The organism is Helicobacter sp. L8, assembly GCF_003660355.1.
Lineage (GTDB): Bacteria > Campylobacterota > Campylobacteria > Campylobacterales > Helicobacteraceae > Helicobacter > Helicobacter labacensis.
Genome location: NZ_QXQR01000002.1, coordinates 19,565 through 32,794 on the forward strand (window position 1 = coordinate 19,565; position 13,230 = coordinate 32,794).

Consider the following 13,230-nt stretch of genomic DNA (forward strand, 5'->3'; position numbering starts at 1 on the left):
GACACCAATGGATAATCGTTCGCAAAACCCCAACCCCAAGAAGCCTTTACTCCAAAACCCCTTAGTGCTGGTGCTGATCTTTGTGGTTATCGCCATTGTGGCGGTGCGCATGATGAGCTCAGAGGGGGGCTTTGGCGATCGCTTTCTCTCTACTAGCACCAAGAACATCAGCTATCACGAGATGAAAGAGCTCATTGAGAAAAAAGAAGTGGATAGTGTGAGCATTGGGCAAACCTTGATCAAAGCCACTAGCAAGGAAGGCAATAGCAAGATCATCTATGTAGCCAAACGCGTGCCCGATCTCTCTTTAGTGCCCCTCTTGGATAGCCAAAAAATCAACTACTCCGGCTTTAGCGAGTCGAACTTTTTCACCGATATTTTAGGCTGGCTCTTGCCCGTGTTGGTGATTTTGGGCTTGTGGATGTTTATGGCAAGCCGGATGCAAAAGAACATGGGCGGGGGGATTTTTGGCATGGGTAGCTCTAAAAAACTCATTAACGCCGAAAAACCCAAAGTGCGTTTTAATGACATGGCAGGCAATGAGGAGGCGAAAGAAGAGGTGGTCGAGATCGTAGATTTCTTAAAATACCCCGATCGCTACGCCTCACTAGGGGCAAAAATCCCTAAGGGGGTGCTCTTAGTAGGACCCCCCGGCACGGGCAAGACTTTATTAGCCAAAGCCGTAGCCGGTGAGGCGAGCGTGCCTTTCTTTTCAATGGGAGGCAGTAGCTTTATTGAAATGTTTGTAGGTCTTGGGGCAAGTCGGGTGCGCGATCTCTTTGATATTGCCAAAAAAGAAGCCCCCAGCATTATTTTCATTGATGAGATCGATGCGATCGGCAAGAGCCGGGCAGCCGGGGGGATGATTAGTGGGAATGATGAGAGGGAGCAAACCCTTAACCAACTGCTAGCCGAAATGGATGGCTTTGGCTCAGAAAACGCCCCCGTGATTGTGCTAGCTGCCACCAATCGCCCCGAGATTTTAGACCCAGCATTGCTAAGACCGGGGCGTTTTGATCGCCAAGTCTTGGTGGATAAACCGGATTTTAACGGACGGGTGGAGATTTTAAAAGTGCATATTAAGCCCGTTAAATTGGCTAATGATGTGGATTTGCAAGAGATCGCCAAACTCACCGCCGGATTAGCCGGGGCAGATTTAGCTAATATCATCAATGAGGCGGCTTTGCTAGCCGGGCGCAATAACCAAAAAGAGGTCAAACAACAACATTTAAAAGAGGCGGTCGAACGGGGCATTGCCGGGTTAGAGAAAAAGAGTCGGCGTATCTCTCCTAAAGAGAAAAAGATTGTTGCCTACCATGAAAGCGGGCATGCGGTGATCTCTGAGATGACAAAGGGTTCAGCACGGGTCAATAAGGTCTCAATCATCCCTAGAGGGATGGCAGCTTTGGGCTATACGCTCAACACTCCAGAGGAAAATAAATACCTCATGCAAAAACACGAGCTCATCGCTGAGATCGATGTTTTGCTAGGCGGACGGGCAGCTGAAGATGTGTTTTTGCAAGAAATCTCCACCGGGGCAAGCAATGATTTAGAACGCGCCACAGACATCATCAAGGGCATGGTGAGCTACTATGGCATGAGTGATGTGAGCGGGCTAATGGTGCTTGAAAAACAGCGCAATTCGTTTTTAGGTGGGGGCTTTGGTAGCCCTAGAGAGTTTAGCGAAAAAACCGCCGAGCAAATGGATCACTTCATTAAGAGTTTGCTAGAGGAGCGCTATAACCATGTCAAGCAGACTTTGAGCGATTATAAGGACGCGATTGAGGTGATGGTGGGCGAACTTTTTGAAAAAGAGGTCATCACGGGCGAGCGGGTCAGAGAGATCATCGCTGAATACGAGGTGGCTAACCAATTGCAAAGCCGTCTAGTGCCCTTAGAAGAGCATGCCAGCTAGTGGCATGAAACCTCTGTATCTTTTCCCCAATCTTTTCACTGCTAGTAGCATTTTTTTAGGAATGATGGGGGTTTTTTACGCGGCTAGGGGGAGTTTTGTGCTGGCGTGTTGGTTTGTGGTGGTGTGCTTGGTGCTAGATGGGCTAGATGGGCGTGTAGCGCGCTTGACCAACACTACGAGTAAATTTGGGCTAGAGTTTGACTCTTTAGCCGATGTGATCGCCTTTGGAGCTACCCCTAGTATTATCGCCTACTTTTATATCGGGCAAGCTTATGGGCGTTGGGGCATGGCAGTTTGTGCGCTCTTTGTGATCTTTGGGGCGATTCGCTTGGCGCGTTTTAATGTAACCACCCAAACCACCGACCCCTATTCCTTTATTGGTATCCCCATTCCCACGGGCGCGGTTTTGGTGGTGCTCGTGATTTTACTCGATCACAAATACGGCTTATTCAAGGTCGAGCATGGCTATTTGATGCTAGCCTACATTGTATTTTTAGGGGTGATGATGGTGAGTAATATCCGCTACCCCAACTTTAAGAAAGTGCGCTGGAATCTAAAACTCTTTGTGCTCTTATTGCTTTTCTTGTTGCTCATGTTTATCAAACCCCTTGAGGTGTTGAGTGGCTTTATGTTTTCCTATCTGTGCTACGGCATTGTGCGCTGGCTCTTTGTGATGGGCAAAATCTTGTTCAAACGGAAAAGTTAATGCAACAGGTGCGTTTTTACATTGAAGGCATGACTTGTAACGCATGCTCAAGTGGGATTGAACGCGCCCTAGAGCGCAAGAGTTTTATCCAAGAGGTGCGCGTGGATTTGCTCTCTAAAAGCGCGGTGGTGGTCTTTGATAGCACCCATGCTAGCTTGGAGGATATTTTTCAGATCATCACCAAGCTAGGCTACAGCCCTAAAGAGAGTCTAACCCCCCCAAAAACCCAAAAATCCCCTTTATGGATCGCCATTGGCGCGACTGTGGGCGTGCTCTATCTCTCTATGTTGGGCGCGCATTTGCCTATTTTGCTCCCCGATATTTTGCGTGAACCCTTCATTAGTGGCTTCCTACAAGCCTTACTCACTCTTGTGGTGATGCGCGCGCTCAAGGGTTTTTACACCAAGGGGTTTAAAGCCCTATGGGAGCGTCAGCCCAATATGGATAGCTTGATCGCGCTAGGTACCAGTAGCGCGTTTCTCTACAGCCTCTTTTTATTGGGCAAAGCCTTTCAGGGCGCGCACACGGGGTATTACTTTGAGAGCGCGTGTGTGATCTTGGTGTTTGTCATGCTGGGTAAACGCTTGGAGAGCGCTTCTAAACAAAAGGCGCTAGACGCGATGGAGGGGTTACTAGGCAAACAACCCCAGAGCGCATTGAGGGTAGAAGAGGAGGGTATAGTGGAGGTGTTAATCGAGCGCGTGCAGGTGGGTGATGTCTTGCAGATTGTGCCTGGAAGCGTGATCCCAGTAGATGGCGTGGTGGTGGAGGGGGAGAGCGAAATTGATGAATCCATGCTCACCGGGGAGAGTGTGCCCGTTTATAAGACCAAGGGGGCATTAGTGTTTTCAGGCACGCTAAACACCACGGGCACTTTTTGTTTAAAAGCCACGCACACCAGCGCGCAGAGCGCGTTACAAAAGATAGCCCAGCAAGTGCGCAACGCACAAGGCTCTAAGGCACAAATCGCGCGCCTAGCAGACAAAGTGGCTGGGGTGTTTGTGCCCGCTGTGATTGGGATTGCTAGTTGTGCCTTTTTGGTGTGGCTGGTTTTGGGGGATTTTGCACGCGCCCTAGAGGTATTTATTAGCGTGCTGGTGATCTCTTGTCCCTGCGCGTTGGGATTAGCAACGCCCATGTCCTTGTTGGTGGCGCATAAGGAGGCGAGTCATTTAGGCTTGTTTTTCAAAGACGCGCAGGCGTTGGAAAAAGCGCGCTTGGTGAGTTATGTTGTCTTTGACAAAACAGGCACGATCACCCTAGGGCAACCCCAAGTGCAACACATCCTAGCCATCCCTGAGATCGCGCCCCAAGAAGTGTTGATCTTAGGGGCGAGCGTGGAGGCTTTGAGCGAACATGTGCTAGCCCAAGGCATTGTGGCTTACGCTAAGGATCAAGATGTGGTGTTAAAAGAAGCCACGCAGGGACGCGCATTCTTGGGGCGGGGGATGCGCGCATGCATAGAGGGGGCGATCATCAAAGTGGGGAGTTTGGAGTTTTTTAATACCCCCAGCCCTTTTGTGCAAAGTTTACCCGGGACTTGGGTGTTTGTGGGCATAGAGGGGCGAGTTGATCACATCTTGGGCGCGTTTGTCTTGCAAGATCGACTCAAAGCCCATGCTAAAGAGGATTTGGAGCGTCTGAAGACTTTAGGGCTTAAGAGCATGCTCCTTAGTGGCGACACACAGGAAAATGTGCAAGCCTTAGAGATTCCCCTAGACGCGCGCATCGGGCAAGCTAGCCCTGAGATCAAACTAGCCAAGATCGAAGAACTCAAAGCGCAAGATGAGATCGTGATGATGGTGGGCGATGGCTTGAACGATGCGCCTTGTTTGGCGCGTAGCGATGTGGGTTTAGTGATGGCTAGCGGGAGTGATGCCAGCCTAGAAGTGGCTGACATCGTGAGTTTTAATAATGAAATTGTGGCGGTGGAGAACGCCATTAGATTGAGTCAAGCCACAATCAAAAACATCAAGCAAAATCTCTTTTGGGCTTTTGGCTACAACGCCATCGCCATCCCCCTAGCCTGTGGGGTGGCTTTTAAGGCAGGGATCATGCTAAGTCCCATGCTGGCTAGTTTGGCGATGAGTTTGAGTAGCCTTAGCGTGGTGCTCAACGCCCAAAGACTTAAAAAAGTCCATCTTAAAATCAAGCGCGCCATGGAAGTTAAATTAGTAGTCCCAGAGATCACATGCGATCACTGCGTGGATAAAATCGAACGCTTTGTAGGCGAGATTGAGGGAGTCAAGCACATTGATGTCAATGTCGCTACTAAACAAGTGCGTGTAGAATTTGAGCCCCCAGCCAGCCAAGAGGCTATTGGCGAGGCGATCTTAGATGCGGGCTACACGCTAGGCTAGGGTTTGAAACTCTTTTTTAGGCGTTTTGCTCCCTATTTAAGAGGGCATTACGGGCATTTTGCGCTGGTGTTGATCGCCTCTTTGGTGGTGGCTGCTAGCACGGCTTGGGGGACTTATTTGGTCAAGCCGACTCTAGATGACATCTTCATTAAAAAAGACACCCACATGCTCACCATTTTGCCCTTTTTGGTGATCCTAGCCTATTTGGGCAAGAGTGGGGGGATTTATATCCAAACCTATTTCACTAACTACATCGGGTTAGACATCATCAAGCGGTTGCGTCAGCGCATGCTAGAACGCCTACTAGAAATGGAGCTAGGTTTTTTTAACCGCACCAAAAAGGGCGAGCTCATCGCGCGGATCACCAATGACATCGCGCTTGTGCGCGCTAGTTTGTCCAATTACCTAGCCGAATCCATACGCGAGGGTTTAACCATCATCGGGCTCATTGGGGTTGTGATCTACCAAAGTCCTAAACTAGCTTTTTGGTTGCTTTTTTTACTCTTAGCAGCCATCCCTTTGAGCAAGATCATCAAAAAAGTCAAAAAACTTTCCAAAGAAAACCAAGAAACTAACGCGCGCATGACCGCCAGATTGTCCGAGATTTTCCATAGTGTAGAGGTGATCAAGACCTCCAATGGGGAGGCTCTAGAATTGCGCGCTTTCCAAAAAGAAAACGACGCTTTTTTTCATGTTAGTTTGAAGAGCATCAAATACGCCGAAATTTCTTCGCCTTTCATGGAGTTTTTGGGTTCTTTGCTCATCGCTTTAGTGATCTATTCGGGAGGCAGGGAAGTGATCGCTGGGGACATGAGCGTGGGAGCGTTTTTCTCTTTCATCACGGCGTTATTCATGCTATATACGCCCTTAAAACGCTTGGTGCGTATCCTAGCGAGTTTTCAAGAGGCTTTAGTAGCTGGGGAGCGTATCCATGAAGTGCTAGAGAGGGTTAGCCCCCTAACAGATGGCACGCAGATACTGGACAAACCCATCGAGCGCATCACCTTTAAGCATGTCCATCTCACCTATGGCACACAGGGCGCGCCTTTTGCCCTGCAAGATATTTGTCTAGAGTGGCACAAAGATCAAATCATCGCCCTAAAGGGCAAGAGTGGGAGTGGCAAAAGCTCTCTAGTCAATCTCATTTTACGCCTTTATGAACCCAGCAGCGGGGACATTGAGATCAATGGCATGCCTATTGCCTCTTTGCAACAAAAGAGTTTACGCGATCAAATTGGCATTGTTACCCAAAAAGTGTTTATTTTTAGCGGGAGTGTAGCAGAAAATGTCGCTTATGGGCTAGAGATCGATGCGCAAGCCGTGCTAGATTGTTTACAACGCGCCCAAGCGCTGGACTTCGTGCAAGCCATGGGGGGTTTGCAGGCGCAATTAGAAGAATTTGGAGCGAATTTAAGCGGGGGGCAACGCCAGCGAATCGCCATCGCGCGCGCGCTCTACCGTAACGCTAGCGTGTTGATCTTTGATGAAGCCACCTCAGCCCTAGATAGCCACACCCAAGCAGGCATTTACCAAACTATCGCAGAACTTAGAGAAAATCGCATCGTAGTTGTGATCGCGCACAACCAAGAGAGTTTAAAAATTGCCAGCCAAATTTGCGCCCTAGATCAGGGCAGGTTAAAATAACGCGTCTTAGGAGAGTGCATGCGTTTTGTTATAGGTCTGCTATTAGCCCTGCTGGGTATGGGGTGCACGCATGGGGTTTTTAGCCGCCCTACTTTAACTCTGCGCTATAAAAGCCCCCTAGCCCAGGTCCCCCCCAAGGCGCATTTGCTCTTGCAAGCCCCCCAAGTTAGCTTTTTGCAAGATTTCATACCCCCCTACTACCAACACCAATACACCAAAGCCTTGCAAAAAGACATCCCCGCTTTATTAGCCCACTTGGGTTACACCCAAGCACCTAACGCCCCTAAAGCGCACCTGAAGGTTAGTGTGCGCCTAGCCTTTAAATCCACTCCTCCCACTCTCAAAGAAACAAAAGCCATGCTCAAGGCTAGCGGGAATGAATATGTTGATCCGGTGCGGGTTTTGCGCATGCTACACGCCCAAAGCACTGTAGCACTAGAGTGCGCGCAAGCTTTTCCATGCGGGTTAAAGGCGCGTATAGAGGTGCTAGAACCCGTGTGGCGGGCTAACCCTTTAGATAGCGATCCTAACACCCATCCTAGCGATGAGATGCGCTATAATGACGCGCTCATAGAAACGCTCAACAAGCTTTACCAAAAGAGCTTACAAACCTTAGAAACCCAGATCCACAACCCCAAAAAAGAGTAGCCATGCTATCTAAAGACATCAGCGAATACATCAAAGTCAAAAACGAGCTCTATGCCTATGTTTCCTATCTTTTAACCCAAAATATTAAAAATTATCTCAAAACCCCCACACTTCGATACATTCGAATCGCGATGGCGCGTATCAAACAAGAGGTGCGCATTAAAGAAGATCTCTTTATCTTGGATGCCAATGGGAATTTAATAGACGAAAAGGGGGTGGTGAAAAGCACTTTTGGGCAAAACTCCCCCGAACACGACTGCTTCCATGAAGCCATCGTAGAGGGGCGTTGTATCTTAACCAACCCCTACCCCACCCACCACAACCGCAGTTTGGTGGTTACAGCCGCCTACCCCATCTACAACAGCCAAAACGAACTCTTTTGTGTGGTGTGCATGCATATCCCTATTAAGGTGGCAATCGCCTTAAGCTCCTCTTCCAAGCATTATAAGCTCTTTGCAGAGGGTAGTGTGGTGATGTATTTTTCCATTTCTTTCATGCTGGGCTTGGTCGCCCTATTGCTCTTTGTTAAAAGCATTTCTACCCTCTATGACGCGCTCATCCACTTTAATAATTTTGATGTCAAAGAAGTCTTCCACCCCATTGTCTTGCTCACTTTAGCTTTAGCCACCATTGATTTAGTCAAGGTGATCTTTGAAGAAGAAGTTTTGGGGAAAAATAGCGGAGATAACCACCATGCTATCCACCGCACCATGATTCGTTTTCTAGGCTCGATCATCATCGCCCTAGCCATTGAAGCCTTAATGCTAGTGCTCAAGTTTAGTATTAGCGAACCTAGTAAACTTCTCTATGCTGTCTATTTAACTGGGGGGGTGTCTCTCTTGCTCATCAGTCTAGCCATTTATGTCAAATTCGCCTACGGGGCGGCTAATAAATCCAACAATAAGTCCTAAAACCAGCGGTGCGCTACCAACTCCACCCACGGCACACACAGCACCAAGAGAGCCGTTAAATTCAACAATCCAAAGACAAATCCTAGCTTCCAAAATTGTGCGCCTTGGATATAGTGGCTACCATACCACACTAAAGAGGGATGAAGGGAGCTAGGATTAAATCCGCTAGGGCAACCGCATAGCCTAGCCCCAAAGTGGTTTTGCCCAACAAGGCGATGAGCCATAGGGCGATGCGCTTGCCTAACCCGCTTTTTTCATACCCTAAACCTAACATGAAGGCGATGAAGACTAACCACACGGTTTTATTGGCAAAACCGCTTAAGCCCCAGTTAATCGCCTCCCCTGGGCTGACTTGTTGTGTGCTAGGACCAATGCGCAAGAGCACACACAGCACCACCCCAATCACGGCTACAAAAGAGGCGGGCACGGGCTCAATGATAAGACCTAGCACCATGCCTATAAAGATACTAAAATATAGCCAAGATAGCGGGCTTAAACCCTCAGGCGTGGGCAAGAGCCATAACCCAACAGCCACCATGACGGGCAAGAAATAACGCCAAAGAGATAAAATTTTTGCCATCCACACTCCTAGATTTTAAATGTTAGTCTATTAAATGTTAGTCATCTTAATTTTAAGACTTTTTGAATAACCCCAAGATTTTATAAGGGTATTTCAACAACATTGTCCCCCAGTGCGCCCTAACCCCATTTTCTCTACACGCGCGCAAATTTTCTACATTAGCCACCCAAAGGCTTTTAAGCCCGCGTGTGCTCACCCCCCCCACGCCCATTTTCACCCACACCCCCGGCACATACACCGCCCTTAAGCCCCCCACATACAAAGTGCGCAGTAAAAACTCATAATCCGCAGAAATTTTATAATCAATCTTATAGCCCCCAAAATGATCATAAACTTCTTTACGCACAAAAAGGGTCGGGTGTGCCGGGACCTTGCCATAAAAAAAGCCCTCTTTGCTAAATGCCCCGCTTTTATAGTAGCGCACAATGCGGTTATTTTTGACATACACCAAATCCGCATAGAGCATATCCGCCTGTGGGTGTGTTTTAAACGCCTCGAGCACTTGACTTAAAACATTAGCATGAGCATAACAATCGTCGCTATTGAGTATCCCTATAATCTCCCCTTGCGCGCGCGCAATGCCCTTATTCATCGCATCATAAAGCCCTTGATCGGGCGCGCTAAAAACTTGCACATGCGTATAATCTTTTAAAATCTCTAGTGTGCCATCCACACTCCCCCCATCTAGGATTAAATGCTCCATAGGGGATGTGCTTTGCATCGCCACAGATTTAAGAGTGGCTTGAATGCTCTTAGCCCCGTTCAAAACGGGCGTAACTAGAGAAATCTTCACAAGTACGCCTCCACTTGTTTTAAATTTTTGGCGCACAAGTCCCATGCACTCGCCCCCTTTAAAAGCGTGGGATAAGAGTTTTCTAAACTCTGCAAAAGTGCTTTTAAAGCCCCCTCATCTTGGGGATCAAAAACAAAGCCATTGCCCCCATTTTGCACCAGCACACTCGCCCCACAAGCCCAGCTCACCAGCACGGGCACACCCACGCTTAAAGCCTCCTCCACCACCAAGCCCCAAGGCTCGCTAAGGCTGGGTAAAATCAAAGCGTCATGGGCACAAAGCAGGGGGGCAATCTTAGAATTTTCCACAGCCCCTAAAAAGGACACATTCTTACTAGCCATCGCCTTTAAGCGTGCTTCTAACTCCCCCGTGCCCACAAGGCTTAAAGACAAGTCGGGCAACCTAGCAAAGACCCTCAGTAAAAACTCTAAATTTTTCACAGGGGTTAAGCGGGCGATACAGATAAATTTTTGGGCATAGGGGCGTGGCTCTCTTTTTAAACTAGAGGGGTTGATGATCCCCACCCCGTGCATGGTTTTAATAACCCCCTTAAAGCCCAAAGCTTCTAAGAGTTGTGCATGCAAATTGCCACACACAAAACCCACAGACACACGGGCTAAAAAAAGTTTCTTCACCCACGCCTTTAGCCCACTTATAACACTCTCTTGGATGCTCGACTCCACCACTATGGCATTTTTAGATTTCGCGCTAAAAGCCCACCCCGCCCAAAACTCCACACAATCCCAGCCCCCAAGCAATAATCTTTGGTAAGGGTGTTGTCTTAAAATCTTAAAGAGTTTGGTAACATTGCTCCACAAAGGGCGCTCTTGCAATGCCCCACAAAACAACACTTTATAAGCAAATTGCGCGTGATCTAGGGTGCTAAAATCTTTAGCGCGGGTTTCTTTAGTGTCGCTCGCCAAAAACACCACAAAGATTTTTAAACGCTGGGCTAGGGCGTTGTAAAGATTGACTTTATAAAAGACGGGCAGGGGGGTTATCATTAAGTAATCTAGTGTTTGCCCCGCCACCCTAAGACCTTTTTAATGTAGAACTTAGCTAGAATCCACCCCTCTATAGCTTTGAGAACTAAAGGCGGGGCGATTTTATTCTTGCGCTTAATGTGCGCCCATTCTTTAAAAATCTCTAATTCTTTATGCGTGCCTAGTCCATCATCACGCCATTGGGCTAAGACATTTTCTTTGGCTAAAAAAGAGGGGAAATTGTGGTAAGCGCGCAAGAGATGTTCATAATCCATGCTAAAGATCAAATCTTCATCAAAAAGTCCATAGGTGTTAAAATAATCCTTATGAGTCAACAGCCCTTGGTGGTGGATCATTTTAAAACGCAATAAGTTTTTATTAAAATTTCGCAGGTAATCGGAGATAAAAAGCACTTCTCCCTTTTCATTTATGCGCTTAATCCGTGCGCTAATAAATGTGTGTCCATTGACCCCTGCCATCACTTCCTTTAAAGCATTAGGGGCAACAAATCCATCCCCATCGCCTTGAAAATTAATATAATCCCCAAAAGCCAAACACACACCCCGATTGAAAGCCTGCGCAATGCCCCTATCTTTAAGACTCATGAAGTAATCAATTTTGTCGGCGTGCCTTTGCAAAATCTGCAAAGTCCCATCGCTAGATGCCCCATCAATGATTAACAATTCTAAGTTAGGGTAAGTTTGCTCAAAAATGCTTTGCAAGGTTTCTTCTAAAAACTCTTGGCTATTTAAAGTCGCCATAATGACGCTTACTAGCGGGCAATCGGCAGAACTTTGTTTAAAAAACCCCTTGGTGCGTAAGCCCCCTTGCAAATCTGCATTAGGATAGGTTATAAGCCTTTCAAAAAGCCCAGCACTCTCTAGCTTTGGCACTTGTCTAAAAAGCCTTTGGGTGGTGCTAAAGCGCGTATCTAGGCATTCAAATTCCATGTAAAATTTCCTCATACAAAGCTAGCATTCTTTGCGCCACCACCGCCTCGCTAAAATGCTCTAACGCATGCGCGCGCGCGTGATCGCATAGCTTAGGGTAATGCGCTGTGTTTAACACCCACTCAATCCCCGTTTTTAAATCTGTAATATCAAAGGGGTGGGCTAAATAGCCATTGTGTTGATGTAAAATTAAATCAAGCAACCCACTTGTAGCAAAGGCTACTACGGGTGTGCCACAGGCTAGACTCTCCATAGCTACATATCCCAAACTTTCTTGACGGCTGGGCACGACCACCACATCTAGGGCGTTGTAAAGGGCGATTAAACTTGCTGGATCGCGCAATGCGCCTAGCGTATAGGTTTTAAGCGGCAAGTTTTGTAACCCCCCCTTGCCAAAGACCACGCAAGCCCCCTTAAAATCCAATCTCCTTAGGGCTTGTAACAATAAATCACCCCCCTTAATGGGATTACTTGTATCCATTGCCCCAAAGCCTATTAATTTTTGTGGCAAGGGCAACCCCAAGAGTTGCCGACAAAGGGTTTTATCTAGGGGCTTGTATTGTTCTGTATTAATGGGATTGGGGATCACCACATGGGTTTTCTCTTTTAAAAGTGCGCTTTGGCTGGCGCGCTTAGAAATCCAAGAACTCACCCCCACCACGCTTAGGTGAGGAATTTTGGCATAGGCGCGTTTTTTTAGCCAAAAGCCCAAAGTGGCTAAATCCCGCTTAAAGGGGCTGTTTAAAATGCAAGAGTGATCATAAATATGCTCGGCTTCGTTGCCATGATAGTGATCCCCCCCGCTAAAAGCCCACATGTCATGCAAACTCCACACTAAAGGGGCTTTAATCTTGGGTAAATCTCCTAAAGCCAAAGCCCCCCGCCCCAGCCAGTGCAAATGCACAATGTCGGGCTTTAAAGACTTAATCACACTTAAGGGCAAACTAAAAGGCAACCAGCCCAAATTAAAAGTGCCTTTTTTGCGCTGTGGGTAGAGCAAAATCGGGGCTTTGTCTAAGTAAGGACGCATAAACGCCCACGCTTTAGCTAGCCTAGTCTTTGGGCTTAAGATATTGGGCTCTAAATTTGCCCCCCGCCCATCTTGCACCCACACAAAGCTATTAACCCCCTCTTTTAAAAGGGCTGTGTGTAGGCGCAAACACGCGCGCGCCGCCCCCCCGGTGAGCGTGGCGTTGAGGTGGAGGACTTTCACTTAACCAAGCACTCTAGGGTTGTTTAGCCACAAATCAATCAATGCCCGCACGCCCCCCTCACCGCCCTTTTTAGGCGAGATTGTGATCCCGGGTAGGGCTTTTAGGTGGGCGTGTGCGTTTAACACACAGCCCTTAAAGCCCACACACTCTAACACGGGTAAATCGTTGATGTCATCGCCCACATACGCCACTTGTTCTAAGCTAATGTTTTCTTGTGCGCAAATTTCACGCGCAGCGTCTAATTTACCCTGTGGGCTACAGCCTTGATACAAATAATCTACCTTGAGCTTTTTGGCGCGGTGCTCGACTATGGGCGTAATCTCGCCCGTTAAAATACCCGTTTTAATCCCGGCCGCTTTGAGTAGTTCAAAGCCGATCCCATCGGCGACACTGAATTTTTTAAACTGCTGTCCGTCCTCTAAATAATACATCCCCCCGTCTGTGAGCGTGCCATCGCAATCGCACAAAAAGACTTTAATTTGGCACATGACATTCCTTTAGTTTGGAAAATAAGGGGTATTTTAGC

General features: G+C 47.8%; 11 protein-coding genes and 1 pseudogene. 6 read left to right on the top strand and 6 right to left on the bottom strand.

What is annotated here, in order from left to right:
* Positions 1 to 7 precede the first annotated feature (7 nt).
* From ftsH to EAO37_RS01260, 6 genes are read left to right on the top strand one after another with little or no spacing between them, the layout of a single operon-like run.
* The gene (ftsH, locus tag EAO37_RS01235; RefSeq protein ID WP_120946029.1) at positions 8 to 1,915 is read left to right on the top strand and encodes an ATP-dependent zinc metalloprotease FtsH; all 1,908 of its coding nucleotides are present in this window, start codon (positions 8 to 10) and stop codon (positions 1,913 to 1,915) included.
* Complete coding sequence (gene pssA / locus EAO37_RS01240; RefSeq protein WP_120946030.1) at positions 1,905 to 2,621, top strand: CDP-diacylglycerol--serine O-phosphatidyltransferase; 717 nt, start codon at positions 1,905 to 1,907, stop codon at positions 2,619 to 2,621. The genes ftsH and pssA overlap by 11 nt, the downstream gene beginning before the upstream one ends.
* Positions 2,621 to 4,981, top strand: coding sequence for a copper-translocating P-type ATPase (locus EAO37_RS01245; protein WP_162982924.1), 2,361 nt, complete (start codon positions 2,621 to 2,623; stop codon positions 4,979 to 4,981). Before pssA ends, EAO37_RS01245 begins: the two co-directional genes overlap by 1 nt.
* 3 nt (positions 4,982 to 4,984) lie before the next feature.
* Positions 4,985 to 6,625, top strand: coding sequence for an ABC transporter ATP-binding protein (locus tag EAO37_RS01250; RefSeq protein ID WP_120946031.1), 1,641 nt, complete (start codon positions 4,985 to 4,987; stop codon positions 6,623 to 6,625).
* An 18-nt stretch (positions 6,626 to 6,643) separates the two neighbouring features.
* Positions 6,644 to 7,273 (top strand): hypothetical protein, encoded by a 630-nt coding sequence (locus EAO37_RS01255; protein WP_120951085.1) that lies wholly within the window; start codon positions 6,644 to 6,646, stop codon positions 7,271 to 7,273.
* Positions 7,274 to 7,275: 2 nt separating this feature from the next.
* On the top strand, positions 7,276 to 8,184 hold the full coding sequence (locus EAO37_RS01260; protein ID WP_120951087.1) for a PDC sensor domain-containing protein: 909 nt from the start codon (positions 7,276 to 7,278) through the stop codon (positions 8,182 to 8,184).
* A 136-nt stretch (positions 8,185 to 8,320) separates the two neighbouring features.
* Here EAO37_RS01260 and EAO37_RS01270 read toward each other — a convergent pair.
* The 6 genes and pseudogenes from EAO37_RS01270 to EAO37_RS01295 all read right to left on the bottom strand — a co-directional run.
* Positions 8,321 to 8,764: pseudogene (locus tag EAO37_RS01270) on the bottom strand (SLC13 family permease); the annotation flags it as partial.
* 52 nt (positions 8,765 to 8,816) lie between these two features.
* Positions 8,817 to 9,557, bottom strand: coding sequence for a glycosyltransferase family 2 protein (locus tag EAO37_RS01275; protein ID WP_120951274.1), 741 nt, complete (start codon positions 9,555 to 9,557; stop codon positions 8,817 to 8,819).
* Positions 9,554 to 10,588 carry a glycosyltransferase gene (locus tag EAO37_RS01280; RefSeq protein ID WP_240451679.1) on the bottom strand — a complete coding sequence of 345 codons (1,035 nt, stop codon included), beginning with the start codon at positions 10,586 to 10,588 and terminating at the stop codon, positions 9,554 to 9,556. The genes EAO37_RS01275 and EAO37_RS01280 overlap by 4 nt, the downstream gene beginning before the upstream one ends.
* Positions 10,570 to 11,505 carry a glycosyltransferase family 2 protein gene (locus EAO37_RS01285; RefSeq protein ID WP_240451680.1) on the bottom strand — a complete coding sequence of 312 codons (936 nt, stop codon included), beginning with the start codon at positions 11,503 to 11,505 and terminating at the stop codon, positions 10,570 to 10,572. Before EAO37_RS01285 ends, EAO37_RS01280 begins: the two co-directional genes overlap by 19 nt.
* Positions 11,480 to 12,703, bottom strand: a complete 1,224-nt coding sequence (locus EAO37_RS01290; protein ID WP_120951093.1) for a glycosyltransferase — start codon at positions 12,701 to 12,703, stop codon at positions 11,480 to 11,482. Before EAO37_RS01290 ends, EAO37_RS01285 begins: the two co-directional genes overlap by 26 nt.
* A complete protein-coding gene (locus EAO37_RS01295) occupies positions 12,704 to 13,192 on the bottom strand; it encodes an HAD-IIIA family hydrolase (RefSeq protein ID WP_120951095.1) in 489 nt (162 codons plus the stop codon).
* Positions 13,193 to 13,230 lie beyond the last annotated feature (38 nt).